Source organism: Lentzea xinjiangensis, from assembly GCF_900110955.1.
Lineage (GTDB): Bacteria > Actinomycetota > Actinomycetes > Mycobacteriales > Pseudonocardiaceae > Lentzea > Lentzea xinjiangensis.
Genome location: NZ_FOFR01000003.1, coordinates 156,052 through 176,751 on the forward strand (window position 1 = coordinate 156,052; position 20,700 = coordinate 176,751).

At 71.2% G+C, this 20,700-nt stretch carries 20 protein-coding genes; 8 read left to right on the forward strand and 12 right to left on the reverse strand.

The features are described from left to right. The first annotated feature begins 33 nt into the window (after positions 1-33). Positions 34-579, forward strand: coding sequence for a hypothetical protein (locus tag BMW88_RS10395; protein WP_089950442.1), 546 nt, complete (start codon positions 34-36; stop codon positions 577-579). Positions 580-1,002: 423 nt separating this feature from the next. Here the strand turns inward: BMW88_RS10395 and recQ are convergent, their stop codons facing one another. Both recQ and BMW88_RS10405 read right to left on the reverse strand, forming a co-directional pair. Then, the gene (gene recQ, locus BMW88_RS10400) at positions 1,003-2,994 is read right to left on the reverse strand and encodes a DNA helicase RecQ (protein WP_089950674.1); all 1,992 of its coding nucleotides are present in this window, start codon (positions 2,992-2,994) and stop codon (positions 1,003-1,005) included. A 39-nt stretch (positions 2,995-3,033) separates the two neighbouring features. Continuing rightward, positions 3,034-4,884 carry a Xaa-Pro dipeptidyl-peptidase gene (locus BMW88_RS10405; RefSeq protein WP_089950443.1) on the reverse strand — a complete coding sequence of 617 codons (1,851 nt, stop codon included), beginning with the start codon at positions 4,882-4,884 and terminating at the stop codon, positions 3,034-3,036. Between the two features lie 100 nt (positions 4,885-4,984). On the opposite strand from BMW88_RS10405, the gene BMW88_RS10410 reads away from it, so the two are divergent. The 3 genes from BMW88_RS10410 (at position 4,985) to BMW88_RS10420 (ending at position 8,991) form a co-directional block, all read left to right on the forward strand. After that, the gene (locus BMW88_RS10410) at positions 4,985-5,923 is read left to right on the forward strand and encodes an iron-containing alcohol dehydrogenase (protein WP_281249392.1); all 939 of its coding nucleotides are present in this window, start codon (positions 4,985-4,987) and stop codon (positions 5,921-5,923) included. A 170-nt stretch (positions 5,924-6,093) separates the two neighbouring features. Then, positions 6,094-6,774 carry a DUF2156 domain-containing protein gene (locus tag BMW88_RS10415; RefSeq protein ID WP_089950445.1) on the forward strand — a complete coding sequence of 227 codons (681 nt, stop codon included), beginning with the start codon at positions 6,094-6,096 and terminating at the stop codon, positions 6,772-6,774. A gap of 48 nt (positions 6,775-6,822) precedes the next feature. Then, complete coding sequence (locus BMW88_RS10420) at positions 6,823-8,991, forward strand: ATP-binding protein (RefSeq protein WP_089950446.1); 2,169 nt, start codon at positions 6,823-6,825, stop codon at positions 8,989-8,991. Here the strand turns inward: BMW88_RS10420 and BMW88_RS10425 are convergent. The 6 genes from BMW88_RS10425 to BMW88_RS10450 form a co-directional block, all read right to left on the reverse strand. Continuing rightward, positions 8,988-9,596 carry a LysE family translocator gene (locus tag BMW88_RS10425; protein WP_089950447.1) on the reverse strand — a complete coding sequence of 203 codons (609 nt, stop codon included), beginning with the start codon at positions 9,594-9,596 and terminating at the stop codon, positions 8,988-8,990. The two genes, BMW88_RS10420 and BMW88_RS10425, sit on opposite strands and share 4 nt — an antisense overlap. Before the next feature lie 20 nt (positions 9,597-9,616). After that, positions 9,617-10,225 carry a LysE family translocator gene (locus BMW88_RS10430; protein ID WP_089950448.1) on the reverse strand — a complete coding sequence of 203 codons (609 nt, stop codon included), beginning with the start codon at positions 10,223-10,225 and terminating at the stop codon, positions 9,617-9,619. A 52-nt stretch (positions 10,226-10,277) separates the two neighbouring features. Continuing rightward, a complete protein-coding gene (locus BMW88_RS10435) occupies positions 10,278-10,763 on the reverse strand; it encodes a GNAT family N-acetyltransferase (protein WP_245777693.1) in 486 nt (161 codons plus the stop codon). After that, positions 10,751-11,332, reverse strand: coding sequence for a DUF4232 domain-containing protein (locus BMW88_RS10440; protein ID WP_177221036.1), 582 nt, complete (start codon positions 11,330-11,332; stop codon positions 10,751-10,753). The genes BMW88_RS10435 and BMW88_RS10440 overlap by 13 nt, the downstream gene beginning before the upstream one ends. A gap of 91 nt (positions 11,333-11,423) precedes the next feature. Continuing rightward, on the reverse strand, positions 11,424-12,095 hold the full coding sequence (locus BMW88_RS10445) for a response regulator (protein WP_089950451.1): 672 nt from the start codon (positions 12,093-12,095) through the stop codon (positions 11,424-11,426). Then, positions 12,092-13,663 carry an ATP-binding protein gene (locus BMW88_RS10450; protein WP_245777694.1) on the reverse strand — a complete coding sequence of 524 codons (1,572 nt, stop codon included), beginning with the start codon at positions 13,661-13,663 and terminating at the stop codon, positions 12,092-12,094. The genes BMW88_RS10445 and BMW88_RS10450 overlap by 4 nt, the downstream gene beginning before the upstream one ends. A gap of 142 nt (positions 13,664-13,805) precedes the next feature. On the opposite strand from BMW88_RS10450, the gene BMW88_RS10455 reads away from it, so the two are divergent. The 4 genes from BMW88_RS10455 to BMW88_RS10470 all read left to right on the forward strand — a co-directional run bounded on the left by BMW88_RS10455 (position 13,806) and on the right by BMW88_RS10470 (position 17,172). Further along, positions 13,806-14,777 (forward strand): Bug family tripartite tricarboxylate transporter substrate binding protein, encoded by a 972-nt coding sequence (locus tag BMW88_RS10455; RefSeq protein WP_089950453.1) that lies wholly within the window; start codon positions 13,806-13,808, stop codon positions 14,775-14,777. Continuing rightward, positions 14,774-15,265 (forward strand): tripartite tricarboxylate transporter TctB family protein, encoded by a 492-nt coding sequence (locus BMW88_RS10460; protein WP_089950454.1) that lies wholly within the window; start codon positions 14,774-14,776, stop codon positions 15,263-15,265. The genes BMW88_RS10455 and BMW88_RS10460 overlap by 4 nt, the downstream gene beginning before the upstream one ends. After that, positions 15,258-16,754 (forward strand): tripartite tricarboxylate transporter permease, encoded by a 1,497-nt coding sequence (locus tag BMW88_RS10465; protein WP_089950455.1) that lies wholly within the window; start codon positions 15,258-15,260, stop codon positions 16,752-16,754. The genes BMW88_RS10460 and BMW88_RS10465 overlap by 8 nt, the downstream gene beginning before the upstream one ends. Positions 16,755-16,833: 79 nt before the next feature. After that, on the forward strand, positions 16,834-17,172 hold the full coding sequence (locus tag BMW88_RS10470) for a helix-turn-helix domain-containing protein (RefSeq protein ID WP_089950456.1): 339 nt from the start codon (positions 16,834-16,836) through the stop codon (positions 17,170-17,172). Positions 17,173-17,181: 9 nt separating this feature from the next. Here the strand turns inward: BMW88_RS10470 and BMW88_RS10475 are convergent, their stop codons facing one another. The 4 genes from BMW88_RS10475 to BMW88_RS10490 all read right to left on the reverse strand — a co-directional run bounded on the left by BMW88_RS10475 (position 17,182) and on the right by BMW88_RS10490 (position 20,654). Further along, positions 17,182-17,772 (reverse strand): ClpP family protease, encoded by a 591-nt coding sequence (locus tag BMW88_RS10475; RefSeq protein WP_089950457.1) that lies wholly within the window; start codon positions 17,770-17,772, stop codon positions 17,182-17,184. Beyond that, positions 17,769-18,383, reverse strand: a complete 615-nt coding sequence (locus BMW88_RS10480) for a ClpP family protease (protein ID WP_089950458.1) — start codon at positions 18,381-18,383, stop codon at positions 17,769-17,771. Before BMW88_RS10480 ends, BMW88_RS10475 begins: the two co-directional genes overlap by 4 nt. 101 nt (positions 18,384-18,484) lie before the next feature. Beyond that, on the reverse strand, positions 18,485-19,930 hold the full coding sequence (locus BMW88_RS10485; RefSeq protein WP_089950459.1) for an MFS transporter: 1,446 nt from the start codon (positions 19,928-19,930) through the stop codon (positions 18,485-18,487). Between the two features lie 4 nt (positions 19,931-19,934). Then, a complete protein-coding gene (locus BMW88_RS10490) occupies positions 19,935-20,654 on the reverse strand; it encodes a DUF3159 domain-containing protein (protein ID WP_089950460.1) in 720 nt (239 codons plus the stop codon). Positions 20,655-20,700 lie beyond the last annotated feature (46 nt).

The window sequence follows — 20,700 nt, forward strand, 5'->3', positions numbered from 1 at the left end:
GCGGATCAGTGGAACGCTCTCGCGCGACGAGCCGTGACGGCCTACGTCGCGAAAGAGGCGTTCGCCCCTGACGCCACGTGGACGAAGGACGAGCCGTCGGAACCCGGCGGCTACGAGCACGGAACGCCGGTGGTGGCCGAGGTGTGCGGCCGGGTCGAGCTCGGCTCCGGGTTCAAGGTGATGCGAACGCGCCGGTGGAGCGGGCAGACGATGGCCGTGCGGCAGCACGTGCACGCGTTGTCCGAGCAGAAAGCCGCGGACCTGGTCGAGCAGGTCAGGGCGAAGTCGCGCACCTGCACCACCTTCACGGCTATCGAGGGCAAGCCGCAGCGCGCCGTGACGCCGGACGCCGAGGTGCCCAGGCCGGACGGGCTCGACGACTTCTACGCCTACTGCGGCACGCTGCCCGACCTCCGGCCGGGAATGCACACGTGCGAGGCGTACCTGGCCTGGGGCGACCTGCTCGTCGTCGCCGGCGCCAACGCCGCCCACGGCGATCCCGCCGAGGCCCGGCGCAGCGCGTTGGAACAGCTCAAGGCCGTTGCTCCCGGAGTGGCGCTGGCGCTCGGCAGGGCTTGACCCGCAGGGTGGGCGCCCGGTCCGAGGATCGGCTCGTCGGCGGCAGCGGCTGTGGTGGCGGCTGTGGCGGCGGGCTGGCGAGGGTGGCGGGCATCGGTGGGCGGCACCGGCGGCGCGCGGCAGCGGTCGCGGGCAGCAGCGGTCGCGGGCGGGCGGCGACGACAGCGGCGGCGGCGGCGGTGGCGGCAGGCGACTGCGGCGGGCGGCGCCGGGCGACGGCAGCGGTGGCGGCAGCGGTGGCTCTGAGCGTCGCGAATGCATTGGCTGAGGGCTTGCCTGCTCCGGTCACTCGCGCACGGCCGGGCCGACCCCATCGACTCGGGAATCCGGTTCGGCCTCAGCGGCGGTGTGGCTCGGCGAGACCGCCCCACTGCCGCGACGCTCTGCTCGGTCCGGCTCGGCGCGAGCGCTGAGCCGGGACCGTCACCAGTCCATCGGCTCGTCGGGCTCCTCCGGCTCCGGCCACTCCTCCTCGGCCGAGCCGCTCGAGCCCCACGCCGCGCCGCCCTGGCTCGCGGTCTTCGGCTTGGGCTTGGCGGGGGCGGGCGTGGCGGGGGCGGGGGCGGGGGCGGGGGCGCCGCCGCTCGCCACCACTTCGAGGATCTGCTCGCCGTACTTGGTGAGCTTCGCCTGGCCCACGCCGCTCACGGCGCCCAGTGCCGCCAGCGAGCCGGGGCGGGATGCCGCGATGGCTTTCAGGGTGGCATCGTGGAAGATCACGTAGGCCGGGACGCCCTGCTCGCGGGCCTGCTGGGCGCGCCATTCGCGCAGCGTCTCGAAGAGCGGGGTGGCCTCGGCGGGGAGGTCGGGCTTCTGCTTGGCGGCGGCCGGGGTGGCGGTGCGCGTGGTCGAGCGGGCCGGGGTCGGGTCCTTGCGCAGCTTCACCTCGCGCTTGCGGCCGAGGACCTCGGAACTCGCCTCGGTGAGGACCAGGGTCGAGTACTCGCCCTCGACGGCGAGCAGGCCCTGGGCCAGCAGCTGGCGGACGACGCCTCGCCACTCGCCCTCGGTCAGGTCCTCGCCGAGGCCGAAGGTGCTGAGCTGGTCGTGGTCGAACTGGATGACCTTGGCGGTCTTGCGGCCCAGCAGGATGTCGATCACCTGGCCGGCACCGAACTTCTGGCCGCGCTCGTTGCGCAGGCGCCAGACCGTGGAGAGGACCTTCTGCGCCGCCACCGTGCCGTCCCACGACTCGGGCGGGGTCAGGCAGGTGTCGCAGTTCTCGCACGGGACGCCGGTCTGGCCGAAGTAGTCGAGGAGCATCGTGCGGCGGCACGTGATGGTCTCGCAGAGCGCCAGCATCGCGTCGAGGTGCGCCTGCGAGCGGCGGCGGAAGGCCAGGTCGCCTTCCGAGGACTCGATCATCTTGCGCTGCTGCACGACGTCGGACAGGCCGTAGGCGAGCCAGGCGGTGGACGGCAGGCCGTCGCGGCCCGCGCGGCCCGTCTCCTGGTAGTAGCCCTCGACGGACTTCGGCAGGTCGAGGTGGGCCACGAAGCGGACGTCCGGCTTGTCGATGCCCATGCCGAACGCGATCGTGGCGACCATGACCAGGCCGTCCTCCCGCAGGAACCGCGCCTGGTTGCGCTGGCGGACCGAGGCGTCGAGGCCCGCGTGGTAGGGCAGGGCCTGGACGCCGTTGGCCACCAGGAACTCCGCGGTCTTCTCCACGGAGGCGCGGGACAGGCAGTAGACGATGCCGGCGTCGCCGCTGTGCTCGGTGCGCAGCAGGTCGAGGAGCTGCTTCTTGGGTTCCTTCTTGGGGACGATGCGGTACTGGATGTTCGGGCGGTCGAAGCTCGAGACGAACTGGCGGCCCTCGGAGAGGTCGAGGCGCGTCAGGATCTCCTTGCGCGTGGCCTCCGTCGCGGTGGCCGTCAGCGCGATGCGCGGGACCTTCGGCCAACGCTCGTGCAGCTGCGTGAGCGAGAGGTAGTCCGGGCGGAAGTCGTGGCCCCACTGCGAGACGCAGTGCGCCTCGTCGATCGCGAACAGGGCGATCTCGCCCTGGTCGAGCAGGCGCAGCGTCGCCTCGGACGTGAGGCGCTCCGGCGCGAGGTACAGCAGGTCGAGCTCGCCGGCGACGAACTCCGCCTCGACCTGGCGGCGCTCGTCCCACGACAGCGAGGAGTTCAGGAAGCCGGCGCGCACGCCGAGAGCGCGCAGTGCGTCCACCTGGTCCTGCATCAGCGCGATGAGCGGGGAGACCACCACGCCCGTGCCCGGCCGGACCAGGGCGGGGACCTGGTAGCAGAGGGACTTGCCACCGCCGGTCGGCATGAGCACGAGCGCGTCGCCGCCCGCGATCACGTGCTCGACGATGGCGGCCTGCTCGCCGCGGAACTCGGGGTACCCGAAGACGCGCTGCAGGACCTGCAGCGCGTCTCCGAGAACGACACCGTCGGTTGAACCCATGCCGCCGATGCTAGCGAGCAGCACCGACAGTCCGGGTCGCTAGCCCAGTTCACTCCTCGTACCAGCGGAAACGCTGGTGGCGGTCGGCGCTGCGGCCGAGGCGGCCGGCACCGCGCCCTTCAGCGGGATCCGCACCGAGGTGTCCGCCAGGTCGACGGTCAGCCTCGGCAGCTGGCTCGGGCGCACGATCGCGCTCGAGTCCGTTCCGCCGATCAGCAGACCCAGCCGGTGCCCCGCGGGGATCACGTAGTCCGTTGTGGACAGTCGGAACGTGATGCGGTACTTGGTTCCCGGCGTGATCGTGCGCGTGACCGAGCGCGATTCGTAGTTCGCGAGGTCCGCCCACCCGCGCGCGACGATCTGCGCGTCGACGTTGCCCGCCGTCGTCTCCGTGTCGCGGTAACAGGCGTCATCGCCCGTGCGGCTCTCGCCCCAGCACGACTCCGTGGTCAGGGTCCGGATGCCTTCCCCGGTCCGCACCCGAGCAGGGCCGTAGTCGACGAGGTACGCCGTCAGGTGCGCGGTCGGCGTCGACGACGACACGCCCACGGTGATCGACGACGTGCCGGCGACGCGCAGGTCCGACGTCAGCGGCGCCGTGGAGTAGAGCACCCGGCCGGTGTTCGAGCCGGAGAGCCAGGTGGCCGGCGTGGCACTGCCGTTGTCGGTGAACGCCGCCGTGCCGGTGCCCGGTGCCGTGCCGAGTCCCGAAGAAGATGGACGCAGCACGGTGCCGACCGTGCCCGCGGGAGGCCACGTCTGGTCATCGACCCACTGGTCCGGGGCACGTTCCGAGGACACCTGAGCTTCGTTCTCGATGCCGTTCGGCACGTTCAGCAGCCAGCGGTCGAACCACCGGTGCAGTGTGGAGACCCACTCACCGCGGCGGAAGTCGAACGGGTCGACGTGCGCGGTCTGCGAGAACCACAGCTTCTTCGGAACCGATGCGGGCAGCGCGTCCCAGAACTGGCCGTACTGCAGCGTCTTCACGTTCAGATCGTTCTGCCCGTGGATCGCGAAGACCGACGCCTTCACGCGTGAGGCGTTGCGCACGAAGTCGCGTGCCTGCCACATGGCCGTGTAGTCGCCGTTGGCAGGAGACCCGTTCGTCATCTGCGAGCGCACGGCAGCACATCGCGAGCGAGCGTTGGAGTTCTCGAACTGCGAACCGAGCCCGGTCGGCGAGCTGTAGCTGTTGTACGCGACACCGTCCGAACGGAACCAGTCGTACCACGAGCTGATGGCCGCGATCGGCACGATCGTCTTGAGCCCGTCGATGCCGGTGGCCGCCACGCCGTTCGCGATCGACCCGTCCCACGACTTGCCGATCATGCCGACCGCGCCGGTCGACCACGAGGCGGACTTCGTCGCCGAGCCGGTCAGCGTCGTGTAGCCGGTGCGACGGCCGTTGAGCCAGTCGATCACGGCCGTGCCGGACGCGATCTCGGACTGGCCGCCGACGTCGACGCGGCCGCGCGACCGGTTCGTGCCGAGGAAGTCGACCAGCACGACGGCGTAGCCGCGCGGCACGAAGTAGTTGTCGTAGAAGAGCGGGAACTTGACCGGCACGCCGGCGGAGTCGTAGGTCTTGACCTCGCTCTCGTTGCCGCGGCCCGCGCTCTGGTAATAGGGACTGGCGTCCATGATCACGGGCACGCGCCCGGTCGTGGCCGGCCTGATGACGTCCGCGGCCACCCGGTCGCGGGTGCCGTCACCGTCGAGGTCGAGGCCGGAGTCGACGTAGACGGTCTCGCGGACCGCGTCGGCCAGGGAGTGGATCGGGGCGGACACGCCGCCGGACAGGGTGAACGCCGGTGTCGCCGCTGTGGCAGGGATGGGCGTCAGGGCCAAGGCCCCTGCTAACGCCACTACAACACGAACACGCTTCATGGAGATTCACGCTAAGGAGTGGCTTCATCACCCGTCAGAGCCGAAAGGCTTGATCCTCCGCTGTTGCGTCTGCTCAGCCTCCCGGCGAATATTCGACCCCGTGAGCTTCACCTTCGAACCCGGCCGCACCCGTGTCGTCTTCGGCCGCGGCACCGCCTCCTCCGTGCGCGCCGAGGTCGAGCGGCTCGGGGCGCACCGGGTGCTGCTGATCGCCCGGCACGGCGGGGACGAGGTGGCCGCAGCGCTCGGCCCGCTGCTCGCGGCCCGGTTCACCGGCGCTGCCATGCACACCCCGGTCGAGGTGACGGAGCGCGCGCTCACGTCGTTGCGCGAACACGGCGCAGACTGCGTGGTTTCGGTCGGCGGTGGATCGAGCACGGGACTGTCCAAAGCGCTTTCGGTGCGGGCCGGTGTGCCGCAGGTCGTCCTCCCGACGACCTACGCGGGCTCCGAGGTCACGCCGGTGCTCGGGGAGACGGCCGAGGGGCTGAAGAAGACGCGGCGCGACGCGACGATCCAACCGGACACGGTGATCTACGACGTCGACCTGACGCTGGACCTGCCGCTCGGCGTCACGGTGACAAGCGCGTTCAACGCTCTCGCGCACGCCATCGCCGCGAGAGGAAACGAGAACCCCTTGGTCGACGCCATCGCGACCAAGGCGATCGAGGGCGTTTTGCACGCTTTGAGCGGAGACCCGGTCAGCGTGGAGGCTCGAACCGAGCTGCTGTCGTCGGCGTGGTTGGCCGGGACATGCCTCGCGTCTGTCCCGATGGGACTGCACCACAAGCTCGCGCACGTCTTGGGCGGCTCGTTCGGGATGCCGCATGCCGCCACACACACGGCGTTGCTCTCATACACAGCGCCTGCGGATCTCGCCAAGCTCATCCACGACACGGCCACACGGTTCGGCTCGGCCACATCGTTGCGCGCGTTGGGGATGGCGGAGTCCGATTTGTCCCGCGCCGCAGAGATCGCCGAACACCCGGACGCCTTGCGGGTGTTGACCAACGCATGGCGCGACGCGTCATCGGGCTGACGCGTTGTCATTCTTCAGGCCGAAGTTCACACGTCTGAACTCAGACGAACATCCGATGTGGGGCCTGAAGGGTTCCTGAAGCATCGCGGCCATGCCCAGCCCGTTGGACCTGTCCGTGATAGCCGGGCCGATCCCCAGACCGCCACCGCGGCGGCGGTGCTCGCCCTGACGTGCCTGGCGGTCCGGCGGGAGCGGGCCTGGTGGGTCCGTACGCGATCACCGACCAGATCCGGTCGATCTCGGCGGAGTGGGTGGCGGACAAGGGCCTGCCCGAGATGGGCTTCACGCTGGGCGGCCTGGAGGAGCTGACCGGTGACGGCGTCCGCTGCCTGCTCGCCGTGGATGGCGACCGCACCGTGCACGGCATCACGAGCTGGCTGCCGGTGTACGCCGACGGCGAGGTCGTCGGGTGGACGCTCGACTTCATGCGCCGCCGCACGCACGGGTTCCGCGGCTCGATGGAGTTCCTGATCGCCTCGGCGGCACGGCAGCTCCAGGCCGAGGGCGCGCGGTTCCTGAGCCTGTCCGGGGCACCGCTCGCCCGGCTGGACCGCGGTGAGCGGCCGCGGGCGGTACAGCGCCTCCTCGACCTCACCGGGCAGGTCATGGAGCCGATCTACGGGTTCCGCTCGCTGTTCGCGTTCAAGTCGAAGTTCCAGCCGGAGTACCGGCCGATGTTCATGGCGTACCCGGACTCGGCCGCGCTGCCGCGCATCGCGAACGCGGTGAGCCGCGCCTACCTCACGCACCTCAACGCGCGCCAGGGGCTCCGGCTCGCGACGAAAATGATCATCCGCGCTCGTGGGCGTGCTGCACGCACGGCCGAACTCGATAGTCCGAAAGGGTGGTGAGGCAGTTCTCGCAGGCACTCCGGAGCACCGTTGCACGAAGATGCGCCGATGACCGTGCGGGACACTGGGCCTGCCCAGACGAAGACGTTCATCGGCCGGCGGGCGGTGCTCGCCGAGAGCGAGGCGCTGCTCGGTCGTGCCAGGCTGGTCACGCTCACCGGCCCCGCCGGCGCCGGCAAGACGCGCATCGCCGAGGAGATCGGGCGCGCCCTCGCGCGGTCGGAGGCGTTCCGGCACGGTGTCCGGGAGGTGCGGCTGGGCGACCTCCGGGACGCCGCGCTGCTGGCCCGCACGGTCGCGGCCGAGCTGCGGATCGTCGACAACGCGCGGGAGGCGGGTGCCGGCAGGCTCCTGGACGCGTTGTACGACAAGCACTTGCTGCTCGTCCTCGACAACTGCGACCACCTGCTGGAGGCGGTCCGGGATCTCGTGCACCACCTGCTGCGGGGTTGCAAGGGCCTGACGATCCTCACGACCTCGCGCGAGCAGCTCGGCGTCTACGGCGAGCACGTCCTCCCGGTGCCGCCCATGGCCGAGGACGCCGTCGAGCTGTTCGTCGCACGGGCGGCGGCGACACCGGCCGAGGGCGATCTCCCGGAGGTCGCGGCGTGGTGCCGGGCGGTGGGCGGGCTGCCGCTCGCGATCGAGCTCGTGGCCGCGCGGTTCGGCGAGATCCCGCTGGCGGACGTGCTCGGGCTGACCACTGTGCGGCAGGTGTGCGAGTGGTCCGCGCGGCACGGCACGGACCGGGAACGGCGGCTGTGGGCGGCGCTGTCGGTGTTCCCCGCGGACTTCGACCTGGCCGCGGCAGAAGCGGTCGGGGGCGCGGACGTGCCGGCGACGTTGTCCGCGCTGGTGCGCAAGTCGATCGTGGTGGCGACGACGAGCACGGTCACCGGACGCACTCGCTACCGCCTGCTGGACGCTGTGGCGGAGTTCGGGGCCGGTTTGCTCACGAGCGCAGACGAACCATTGCGACGGCACGTGCTGCACTACAGCTCGTTCGTCGACGAGGCGACCCGGTCGTGGTTCTCGCCGGACGAGGCGTTGTGGATGGGCAGGCTGTGGGAGGAGTGGCCGAACGTCCGCGCCGCCATCGGGCACGCGCTGGGAACCCCCGGCCTCGCCGAGACCGGCACGGTCATGGCGATGAACGTGCAGCGCACCCGGTTCACGGCGTCCGCGGGCCGGCTCGGGCAGGCACGGGACCTGCTCGCGGTGGCCCGCGAGGTGATCACCGAGGCACCGCTGCGCACGTCGTTGCTGGCGCACTGCGCGTACATGGCGCAGGCGCAAGGCGACATGGCGACGGCCATCCCGTTGATGAACCAGGCCCGCGCGTTGTCCCCGGCACCGGCGACCGACGTGCACCTGCTGATCGTCGAAGCCACACACCTCTTCTTCGTCGAGGGCTCCCCGGACTGCGTGCCGTTGTACACGCGCATCGTCGATCTGTGCCGCCAGTACGCGCCACCCGGCGACACGTACGTCACCGAGCTGATGCACGCGATGGCCACGTGCTTCCTGCTCGGCGCCGAGGCCGCGGACAAGGCCACGACCGGCCTGATCCGGCTGGGGGAGAGCAACGGCGTGGCCTGGTCGCACGCCTGGGGGCTGTGGAACCAGGGCCTGTACGAGCTGCTGCACGGCGACCCGGCGCAGGCGCACCCGCCGGCGGTGCGGGCGTTGAGGATCCAGCTCACGATCGGCGACGCGTGGGGACCGGCGTTCAGCCTCTGGCTGCTCGCCTGCGCGTGCGCCGAGATGGGCGCTTTCGACCGCGCGGCACGCCTGCTCGGTGCGCTGCGTTCGCAGGAACGGGTCTCGCGGATCTCGTTCGGCGGTATGAGCCCGTTCCGCACGGTGCTGGAACGCGCGGACCGGACCGTTCGCCGCGCGCTCGGCGACGACTACCCGGTGACCACGACGCTGGGCGCCGACCTGCGGCAGGAACAGGCGATGGAGTTCGCGCTCGAACCCGTGCCCGGCGCCGAACGGCGACCCGTCAGACCCGTGCTGCCGGGTGGGCTGACCCGGCAGGAGTTCACGATCGCCGGACTCGTCGCGGAAGGGCTCACGGCCAACCAGATCGGGGCGAGGCTGTTCATCTCACCGCGCACGGCGGACCGGCACGTGGTGAACATCCGCGCGAAGCTGGGCGTGCCGAGCAAGGCGGCGCTCGCGGCGTGGCACCGCTCGGCGTCCGGCGAACGCTAGCGCGCCTCGAAGGCGAGCTTCAGCCCCAGCGCGACGAAGACGGACGCGGTCAGGCGGTCGAGCAGAACCCGTTGCCGCAGCAGGAAGGCACGGGCCCGGCCGGCCACCACGACCAGGACCGGCAGCCACACCAGCCCCAGGCCCAGGTGCACGGCGACGAGCACCGCACCCCACCCCGGCTGACCGGCCGGCATGAACTGCGGCAGCAACGACAGGTAGAAGACGCCGACCTTCGGGTTGAGCAGGTTCGTCAGCAGGCCCACCCGCAACGACGCCCGCGCACCCGGCACCGGGCGCGAGTCCTCCAGCGCCACACCCCTGCGCGAGTTCCACAAAGCCTTCGCGCCCAGGTGAACCAGGTACGCCGCGCCGAGCCAGCGCACGACGTCGTAGGCGACCTCGGACGCGGTCAGCAGCGCCGTGAGACCGGCCAGACTCGCCACCGCCCACACCAGGCACCCCAGCGTGATGCCGAGAACGACGCCCATCGCCGCGCGCTTGCCGCTCAGCAACGCCGTGCGCAGCACCATCACCGTGTCCAGGCCCGGAGTGAGGACGGTGAGCAACGCGACGAGGGAGAAGCCCAGGAGGGCAGCGGTCGACATAGGTCCCATTCGAACACAGGTCAGCGCGCGTCCACGGCCGTTCTCACACCGAACGCGATCAGCGCGGAGGCGGACAGGCGGTCGAGCAGAACCCGTTGCCGCAACAGGAGAGCACGGGCCCGGCCGGCCGCCGTGACCAGCACCGGGAACCACAGCAGCCCGATGCCGAGGTGGATCGCCACGAGGACGCCACCCCACGCGGGCTGGCCGACGGGCAGGAACTGCGGCAGCAACGAGATGTAGAAGACCCCCGGCTTCGGGTTGAGCAGGTTCGTGAGCAGCCCGACCCGGACGGCCGCGCGCACCGAGGGCACCGGCGCGGGCTCGTCGACCTCGACCGGCCGCCGGGACTGCCACAACGCCTTCACACCCAGGTGGACCAGGTATGCCGCGCCGAGCCAGCGCACGACGTCGTAGGCCAGTTCGGACGCTTGCAGCAACGCCGTCAGACCGACCAGGCCCGCGGTCGCCCACACCAGGCACCCCAGCGTGCTGCCCACCACGACACCCATGGCGGCGCGGCGGCCCACCAGCAGTGCCGTGCGCAGCACCAGCAGGGTCTCCAGACCCGGCGTGATGACGGTCAGCAGCGCGACGAACGTGAAGCTCAGGAGCGCGGTGGTCGACATGACGCCATGAGAACACGGGAGGACGCCGCCGCCGGGAGAGTTAACACGGGCGTCACCGCACCTGTTTGACGTAGCGGTGCGCCGGAACCGGGATGGGCCCGTCCGGGTGGGGTGCCCGGTGCTCGAACAGGCCCTCGTCCACCCAGCCCCGCCGTTCGTAGAACCGGCGTGCCCGCTCGTTGCCCGCGACGACCGCGAGCCAGGCCCGCTCGTGGCCGCCGGCCGCCACCTCCCGCTCGGCCGCGCTCAGGAGCGCTGCCGCCACACCGGATCCGCGGTGGGCGGCGGCGACGTAGACCTGCTCGACCTCGTCCCCCACCACCATCACGAACCCGGCGATCTCGTCGCCGGCGAGCGCGACCGTGGTGTGCTCGGCGTGCTCCACCGCGCGCGGCTCGAAGGTCTCCTCCGGCCGGGCGTCGACGAGGCGCTGCGGCACGTTGCCGAGGTGCGCGTCGCACCAGCCGGGGTACCAGATCGCGGCCACCTCGGCGGCGTCCTCGACGGTCGCGCGCCTCAGCCGCACTAGCGGTGCCACGCCCGGACTCCCATCCGCCCGGTGCTGCCCAGGTCGATCAGGACTCCCCGCTCCGGCGACACCGGCCGCAACGACTGCCACGCGCCCCCCGGCCCGGCCGCGATGTCGGCGTGGCTGCCGACCTGCGGCGGGTCGACCGAGGTGTGCGTGTTCCGCCACAGGAACGCGCTCTTCGCCCGCTCCCCCGGCCGCACCGCCACCGGCTGCGGCGCGTCGTCGAAGCCCTCGACCGAGGCGATGCCGCCCGAGCCTTCGACGATCTCCACGGCCAACTGCCGCCACTGCTCGTCGAACAGCCTCACCTGCGGGTACCCGTTCAGGTGCACGGGCTCGGTACCGCAGTTCACCACTTCGACGTCCATCACCCGCAGGCCCGAAGCGGCCTCGGTGAAGCCGGTGGTGAACAGCAGACCGGCATCGCACGACGGTTCGCGCGACTCCGGCGTGATCAGCGAGACGGACCGCGCGTCCGGTGGTTCCGGGAGCGCCGCGACCTCCGGACGCGTCCCGCACGCCACCGAGCCCACGAGCGCAGCCAGCAACACGAGAATCCTGCCCCCAGTTCTCATGTCCGCAGATCTTGCCACAGGCGAGCGGGCTCCTCCGGTTTCCGCGACCGCGCCCATCACGGGCCTGGAGAGCCGGCGGGACCGGGTGCGGCTAGGTCAGCCGGTACCCGTGCGCGGGCCGGTTCGCCATGCCGTACCTGGGCTGCACCTCGGCCTTCCCGATCGTCACGAGGTGCTCCAGGTACCGGCGGGCGCTCACCCGCGACAGTCCCGCCCGGTCGCCGACCTCCTGCGCCGAGAGGTCGGCCTCGCAGTCGCGCAACGCGTCGATCACCAGCCGCAGCGTCACCGCCGACAGGCCCTTGGGCATCGCCGGCGTGCGCGGCCGGTGGTGCATGAGCTGGTCGACCTCGTCCTGGTCGAGCACCTGCCCGAGCCGCTGCACCTCGGTGCGCTGGGCGAGGTACTCCCGCATCCGGTCGAGGAAGGCCGTGCGCGTGAACGGCTTCACCAGGTAGTTGTCCACGCCCCTGGACATGGCCTGCCGCACGGTCTCCCGTTCGCGCGCGGCCGTGACCGCGATGACGTCGACCGGCGGCCCGCTGCGGGCCCGCAACCGCGACAGCACCTCGAGGCCGGAGATGTCGGGCAGGTGGATGTCCAGCAGCACCAGGTCGGGGCGCAGCGTCTCCACGGCCCGCAGCGCCTCACCGCCGCGGTGCGCCTCGCCGACCACCTCGAACTCGGGCATCGCCTCCAGGAAGCCGCGGTGGATCGCGGCCACGGCGAAGTCGTCGTCGACAACGAGCGTCCGCACGCTCATCGGTTCCCCGTTTCCGGCAGCCACACGTCGAACGACGCGCCGCCGAGCTCCGAGTCGGTGATCGCCACCCGGCCGCTGCGCCGGGTGACCACCCTCGACACCAATGCGAGTCCTATCCCCCTGCCGTGGGCGCCCTGGGCGTCCTTCGAGCTCACGCCCAGGTCGAAGATCCGGCCGCGGTCCGCCTCGGCCACTCCCGGCCCGTCGTCGTCCACGACCACCCGCACCCCGGTCGCCGACGAGCGCACCAGCACGCGCACGATCCCCCCTGTCTCCACTGCGTCCACCGCGTTGTCCAGCAAATTGCCCAGCACGGTCAACGCGTCGTCGCCCGCGCGGGTGTCCACCGAGCTGTCCGGGTCCAGCCGAAGCTGGACCCCGCGTTCGTGCGCGGTCGAGGACTTGGCCAGCAGCAGGGCCGCCAGCGCCGGGTCCGCGTTCGCACCGTCGATGATGTCAGCGGTCACGGAGCCCGCGCCGCCGACCCGTTCGATGTAGGCCACGGCGTCGGCACCGCGGTCCAGGTCGAGCAGGCCACCGATGACGTGGAGGTGGTTGGAGAACTCGTGGGCCTGTGCGCGCAGCACCTCCGTGACGGTGCGCTGGCCGTCCAGCTCGCGCAGCGCGTCGTGCAGCTCGGTGCGGTCGCGCAACGTCAGCACCACGCCGACGGCGCGATCGTGCGTCTTCGCTGTCATCCGGTTGGCGACCAGCACCCGTTCCCCGGCCAGGACGAGCCGGTCCGCGACGTCGTCGTGGTCGCGCGCCAGGTCGAGCAGGCCGTCGTCGAGGACCTCCGCCGCCGGCCTGCCGCGCGGGTCCTCGACGAGCCCCAGCAGCCGCATCGCCTCGTCGTTGACCAGCGCCAGCCTCTCCCGGTCGTCGACGGCGACCACGCCCTCGCGGATGCCGTGCAGCATCGCGTCCCTGGTCTCCAGCAGTTGCGCGATCTCGGCGGGTTCGAGCCGGAACATGCGGCGGCGCACGTGCTGGGTGACCAGCGCCGCGCCCAGCACGCCGATGAGCGCGGCGGCGGCCAGCCAGCCGATCAGCTCCGGCAGGTCCTCGGCGAGGTCCGCGGACAACTGGCTCTCCAGGACGCCGACGGACGCCATCCCGATGATCCGCCCGTCCTCGGCCCGCACCGGCACCTTCGCGCGCAACGACGTGCCCAGGGTGCCGGTCTCGGTGCCGACGAAGACCTCGCCGGACAGGGCGGTGCTCGGGTCGGTGGAGACCCGTTCGCCGATGCGCTTGGGGTCGGGGTGGGCGTAGCGGACGCCTTGGCCGTCGGCGACGACCACGTACGTCACGTTGGACGCCTTGCGGATCACTTCGGCCAACGGCTGGATGGTCGCGGATGGGTCAACGGTGTCGAACGCCGCGATCACCGTCGGTAGCCGCGCCACGCTCTCCGCGACGGACAGCATCCTGTCCTTGTAGGCCTCGGTGATCCGGTCGCTCTGCAGTTTGGCTGCGAGCAGGCCGGCGGTGCAGGTGGTCATCAGCACGATGACCACCTGCAACGCCAGCAGCAAGGCGCCGAAGGAAACAGACCGGCGAAACATGGATGGCATTCTGACGTATCAACTGTGAATCAAGTCACGACCTAAACGACCAATACGCTTCTTACGACCGAACACTTACGTGTGCACCCACGCTTACCTAGCGTGCCCGCGCAACGTTCGCGTCGAAGCGAGGAGTTTCTGGATGGGTACGGGCTGGAGACGAGCAGTGGCGGTGGCCGCTGCCGGACTGGTGCTCGCGGGGTGTGGTCAGTCGGCCAAGAGCGCTGGTGGCGACTCCATCGCCAAGTTGGAGATCATGGCCCCCGCCGACCCCGGCGGTGGTTGGGACCAGACCGCCAGGGCGATGCAGGCGGCGGTGACCGGGGCCAAGCTCGTGAACTCCGTCCAGGTCAGCAACGTGGGTGGCGCCGGTGGCACGGTCGGCCTGCAGAAGCTCACCTCGGAACGCTCCGAGTCGTTCCTGATGATCACCGGCCTGGTCATGGTCGGCGCGGTGGAGACCAACGCGTCGCAGGCACGGCTGGAGGAGACGACCCCGATCGCCCGGCTGACCGCCGAGGACGAGGTGGTCGTGGTGCCGGCGGACTCGCCGTACAAGACGATCGCTGACCTGCTCAACGCGGTCAACGAGAAGGGCAAGGGGGTGTCGATCACCGGCGGCTCGGCCGGCGGCACCGACCACATCCTCGCCGGGATGCTGCTCAAGTCGAAGAACATCGAGTCGTCGAAGCTGAACTACGTGGCGCACTCCGGCGGCGGCGAGTCGCTGGCGGCCCTGCTCGGCAAGAAGGTCGACGCCGGCATCTCGGGCATCGGCGAGTACAAGGAGCAGATCAAGGCGGGCAAGCTGCGCGCGCTGGGCACCTCCGGGCCCAACCCGCACCCCGAGCTGAACGCGCCGACGTTCAAGGACCTCGGCGTCGAGCTGATCAACTGGCGCGGCGTCGTGGCTCCCGGCTCGATCTCCGCGGAGGCCAAGACCCGGCTGACCAGGCTCGTCACCGACATGCACGCCAGCCAGGCGTGGAAGGACGAGATGGCGAAGAAGGGCTGGACGGACACCTTCCTGACCGGCACCGAGTTCTCCACGTTCCTGTTCAAGGAGATCGGTCGCGTCAAGCCCGCACTGCAGGACATCGGGCTCGTGAAGTGATTGCCGAGAAGGTCGAGGAATACGCGTTCGGCGGTCTGGTCGCGGCGGTCGGGGTGTTCACCCTGGCCGACGCGACCACGATCGCCGCGCGCGACGAGAACGCCGTCGGGCCCCGCGCGTTCCCCTACGTCGTGGGCGCTCTGCTCGTGCTGGCCGGCCTGGCGGCGATCATCGCGACCGCGCGCGGCAAGCTCGGCCAGGCGGAGGAGGCCGAGGACGTCGACGCGGGGGTCCGCACCGACTGGGTCACCGTGGGCAAGCTGGTCGCGGTGCTCGTGGCGCACCTGGTGCTGATCGACGTCGTCGGCTGGCCGGTCGCCGCGACGCTGCTGTTCTTCGGTGCGGCGTGGTCGCTCGGCGCGGTCTGGTGGCGTGCGCTGCCGATCGCGGTGGTGCTGGCGCTCGTCGTGCAGGTGGTGTTCGCGACCGGCCTCGGGCTGTCGCTGCCCGCCGGGATCTTCGAAGGGGTGCCGTTCCTCGATGGATAGCATCACCGCCCTCCTGGAGGGTTTCGCGACCGCCGCACAGCCCGAGTACCTGCTGTACGCGCTGCTGGGCGTCACGCTCGGCACCGCGGTCGGCGTGCTGCCGGGCATCGGACCGGCGATGACCGTCGCGTTGCTGCTGCCGCTGACGTACTCGCTGGACCCGACGGCCGCGCTCATCATCTTCGCGGGCATCTACTACGGCGGGATGTACGGCGGTTCGACGACTTCCATCCTGCTGAACACGCCGGGTGAGTCGTCGTCCATCGTCACCGCCCTAGAGGGCAACAAGATGGCGAAGGCCGGACGTGGCGCGGCGGCGCTGGCCACGGCGGCGATCGGGTCGTTCGTGGCGGGCACGATCGCCACGGTGCTGCTCACGTTGCTGGCGCCGACGATCGCGGATCTGGCCGTGCAGCTTGGCCCGGCCGACTACGTGGCACTGATGGTGGTGGCGTTCACGACGGTGGCGGCACTGCTCGGCTCGTCGCCGGTGCGCGGGCTGGCCTCGCTGGGCCTCGGCCTGTTCATCGGCCTGGTCGGCACCGACACGCTGACCGGGCAGCAGCGCTTCACCCTCGGGGTGCCGACGCTGGCCGACGGCGTCGACGTGGTCGTGGTGGCGGTCGGCGTGTTCGCCGTCGGCGAGGCGCTGTACGTGGCATCGAGGCTGCGGCACGGGCCGATCGAGGTCATCCCCGTCGGTGGCAGGTGGATGACGGGCGAGTTCTGGAAGCGCTCGTGGAAGCCCTGGCTGCGCGGCACGCTCATCGGCTTCCCGATCGGCACCGTGCCGGCCGGTGGCGCGGACGTGTCGACGTTCCTGTCGTACGCGGCGGAGAAGAAGCTCTCGAAGCGGCCGGAGGAGTTCGGCAAGGGCGCGATCGAGGGCGTGGCGGGACCCGAGGCGGCGAACAACGCCGCCGCGGCCGGCGTCCTGGTGCCGTTGCTGACGCTGGGCCTGCCGACGACCGCGACCGCGGCGGTGATCGTGGCGGCGTTCCAGAGCTACGGCATCCAGCCGGGCCCGTTGCTGTTCACCAACAACTCGGCGATGGTGTGGGCGCTGATCGCGTCGCTGTACATCGGCAACGTGATGCTGCTCGTGCTGAACCTGCCGCTGGTGAAGATCTGGGTGAAGGTGCTGCGCATCCCGCGGCCCTACCTGTACGCGGGCATCCTGCTGTTCGCGGCGCTGGGCACCTACGCGGTGAACTTCGTCGTGGACGACCTGATCGTGCTGCTGGTGATCGGGGTGATCGGCTTCTTCATGCGGCGGCACGGCTACCCGGTCGCGCCGCTGGTCGTCGGCCTGATCCTCGGGCCGATGGCGGAGGAGCAGCTGCGGCGCACGCTGCAGATCAGCGAGGGCTCGCTCAGCGCGCTGGTCACCAGCCCGTTCGCGGCGGTCGCGTACAGCGTGCTCGTCGTGCTGCTGGCGGTGGCGTTCGTGCTGCGCTTGCGGCGCAAGAAGGAGGAGTCGCTGGTGTGACGCGCCGGCGGGTCCGGGGCCGTTCTGCTGGTAGCAGAACGGCCCTTTTCGTCGGCCGGGGTGCTGTCACCATGACGACATGGCGGAGATCCTGGACTTCAAGCGCACTCCCGAACCGTTGTGGCGTGAGGCCCTGGGCCGCAAGCTGCGCGAGACGAGGGAGGAGCGCGGCGACCGCCTCGTCGACGTCGCCGAACGGGCCGGCATCTCGGTGCAGTACCTGTCCGAGATCGAACGCGGCCGCAAGGAACCGTCGAGCGAGATGATCGCCGCCGTGACCGGGGCGCTGGGTGTCGACCTGGCCGACCTGCTGATCGGCATCGCCGGCCAGGTGCGCCACCACCACCCGGCGCGCAGCCACTTCCACACGTCCCGCCCCACCGGCCGCCCGTCGGGTCCGGTCCTGATGGCCGCCTAGGAGCGATGGCTAGGGCCGGTGGTCGAGCACCCGGTCGGCCAGTCCGTACTGGACGGCGCCGGGTGCGTCGAACACGCGGTCCCGGTCGGTGTCGTGGCGCAGCTCCTGCACGCTCCGGCCGGTGTGCCGGGCCAGGATCTCCTCGAGCTGCGTGCGCACCCGCACCACCTCGTCCGCCGCGAGGATGAGGTCCGGGATCGTGCCGCGTCCCTGCGCCGCCGGCTGGTGCAGCACGACCCTGGAGTGCGGCAGCACCGACCGGCGCCCTTCCGCCCCCGCCGCGAGCAGCACCGCGCCGGCCGCGACCGCCTGCCCCACGCACGTCGTCGCGACCGGCGCCTTGATGTAGCGGATGGTGTCGTACAGCGCGAGCATCGCCGACGGATCGCCGCCCTCGCAGTTGATGTAGAGGTTGATCTCCAGGTCCGGGTTGTCCGCCTCCAGGTGGAACAGCTGCGCGATCAGCGCGTTGGCGACGCCGGAGTCGATCCCGGTGCCCAGGTAGACGATCCGCTCGGACAGCAGGTGCGAGAAGACGTCCATGACCCGCTCGCCGCGAGCGTCCCGGGTGATGACGTTGGGAATGGTGTAGGTGCTCATGCGACGGCTCCCGCGTGCAGGCCCAGCTTGTGCATCCGGACGGGGACGACCTGGCCGAGGTCGCTGACGACGTGGTCGATGAACCCGTACTCGAGCGCCTGCGCGGTGGTGAACCACCGGTCGTGCAGCGAGTCGGTGAAGATCCGGTCGAACGGCTGCCCGGTGTCCTCGGCGATGAGCCCGAGCACGGTGTCCCTGGTGTGCCGCAGGTCGTCCGCCTGCACCTCGACCTCGACCGCCGAGCCGCCGATCCCGGAGCTCCCCTGGTGCATCAGGATCCGCGCGTGCGGCAGGGCGAACCGCTTGCCCCTGGTGCCCGCCGACAGCAGGAACTGCCCGGCGCTGCACGCGAGTCCCAGCGCCAGCGTCGCCACGTCGCACGGGACCAGCCGCATGACGTCGCGGATGGCCAGCATCGCGGGTACCGAACCACCCGGCGAGTGGATCCACAGCGCGATGTCCTGCCGCGGGTCCTCACTCGCGAGCGACAGCATCTGCGTGGCCAGCACCGTGCCGTTGTCGTCGTCGAGCGCGCCGTCGAGAATCAGCACCCGCTGACCGAAGAACCGTTCGCGCAGCCCAGGGCTGAACAGCTTCTCGTTGTTCGTCATGGCACCGACGATGCCGGGTCCGGCGGGGCCTTCGCCGTTTTCTCTGCTGTGGGCAGATCAGCTCACAGCAGGCGCGTGACGCCGGCCGGGACAGCGCGGCATCACGCGGTGCTCGGTTCGTGCCGCAAGGCGGACGGGAGGTCAGCCGTCGCCGCCGGGCGGCTGCGCGGGAGGAAAGCGGCGATGACCGAGGCGAGCAGCGCCGCCGCGGCGCCGATCACCAGGACGGTGGTGATCGCGGTCGGGTCCGGGACGACGTGTCCGCTCACCGTCGTGGTCGTGGCGGCGAGGAGCAGCCCCGTCACCGCGCCCGCGGCGGACGTGCCCAGCGACCGGCAGAGGTTGTTCAGGCCGTTGGCCGCCGCTGTCTGACCGGCCGGGACCGCGCTCATGATGAGCGAGGGCATCGCCCCGTAGGCGAGCCCGATACCGGATCCCACGAGGACGGTGCACAGCAGCAACTGCCAGAGCTCGGTGTGCAGCAGCGCCGCGAAGCCGTAGCTGCCCGCGAGAACAAGGGCACCGACCACGAGTGGCGTCTTTGGTCCGAAGTGGACGGTCAGCCTGGCCGACACCGGTGACATGGCGACCATGCACATCCCGCCGGGAGCCTGCAGGAGGCCGGCGACGAGCATCGACTCGCCGAACCCGTACCCCGCCGCCACGGGCATCTGCACCAACTGGGTGAACACCAGCGCGTTGGTCAGCATGGCGAAGCCGAAGACCAGCGAGGCGGTGTTGGTGAGCAGGACCTGCGGCCGGCGGCTCACCCGCAGGTCGACCAGCGGCTGCGGGGTGCGCAGCTCCCACGCACCGAACAGCACCAGCAGGGCGGCCGCGCCCGCGAACGATCCGAGGACGAGGCCGCCGGGCCACCCCTGGGCGCCGCCCCGGGAAACGGCGAGGAAGAGGCAGACCAGCGCGCCGGAGAGCAGCAGCGCCCCCAGCGGGTCGAACCGGCCGCCCGCCGGCCGCTCCGTACGGGGCACGACGAGCAGGACGAGCGCACCAGCCACGACGGCCAGCCCGCCCGCGGTCCAGAACAGCACCCGCCAGCCGGTGTGCTGCGCGAGCAACGCCGACAGCGGGATGCCCAGCGAGGCCCCCACGCCGAGCGAGGTGCTCATCACCGACGCCGCGGACGCCAGCCGGTGCGGGGGCAGGTGGTCGCGGAGGATGCTGATGCCCAGGGACACCACACCGGCGGCGGTGCCCTGCACGGCGCGACCGGTGACGAACCAGCCCAGCGAGGTGCTGAGCGCCACCACCGCGGAACCCGCGGCCAGGAACGTGAGGCAGAACAGCAGAACGCGCCGCTTGCCCCACATGTCGGCGAGCCGCCCGACGATCGGGATGGACACCGCCCCCGCGACCAACGTGGCCGTCACGGCCCACGAGGCGGTGTCGGGCGTCGCGTGCAGCAACGCCGGCAACCGGGGGAGCAAGGGGATGACGAAGGTCTGCTGCAACGACACCGTGATCCCCGCGAATGCGAGCACGACGATGAGCGCCCTCGGTGGCGACGTCACGGGTTCCGGCCGGCTCACGGGATCACTCCGCCGGCTTGTGAGCGGGGGTTGCGATGCCTTCGCCGGCATCCGCGGTCTTCGGGAGCAACCGCTTGCTGCTGCGCCGGAAGGCCCACACGATGACGACCACGACGAGCGCCGACAGCGGCGTGCCCATCGCGACGCGGGCGACCCCGAGCGCGCTGGTGTTGTCGTTGAGGTAGAGCCACTGCTGGAGGCCGAACCGGGCGCCCAGCACCCCGGCGGCGGCGAGGGTGGCGGCGATGTGGGCGCGCAGGACCTTCCGATCGGTCCGCCACGGGTGCTTGCCGCCGTGCACGAAGTTCCAGATGACGCCGGTGACCGGCCTGCGCAGCAGCACCGAGCCGAGGGTGATCACGAAGCCCGCCAGGTAGGCCCAGATCCCCACCATGAAGTAGTTCTTCGCCGACCCGGTCAGGGCCACGACCGCCGCGGCGATCGTGACACCGGCCAGGCTGCCGGCAGCGGAGATCCAGCGCTCGCCGCGCACGAGCCGGAACACCATCAGCCCGGCCCCCGCCAGCAGTGCGACGGTGAGCGTCACCGCCAACGGGAGGAAGAGGTTCGCTGTCACGAACACCACGACGGGGATGGCGGAGTAGACGAAGCCCATCCGCGTTCCCATGCGGGCGAGCAGCGCTTCCTCCCGGGTGGGAGCCGTGCCTGCGGGTGAGATCGTGTCGTCGTCGTCCATCGTGTCGTGCTGCTGCAACTCGGGCATGGTCGATTCGTCCTTTCCGGCGGTGTCCCGGCGTTGGCGGAGGAAG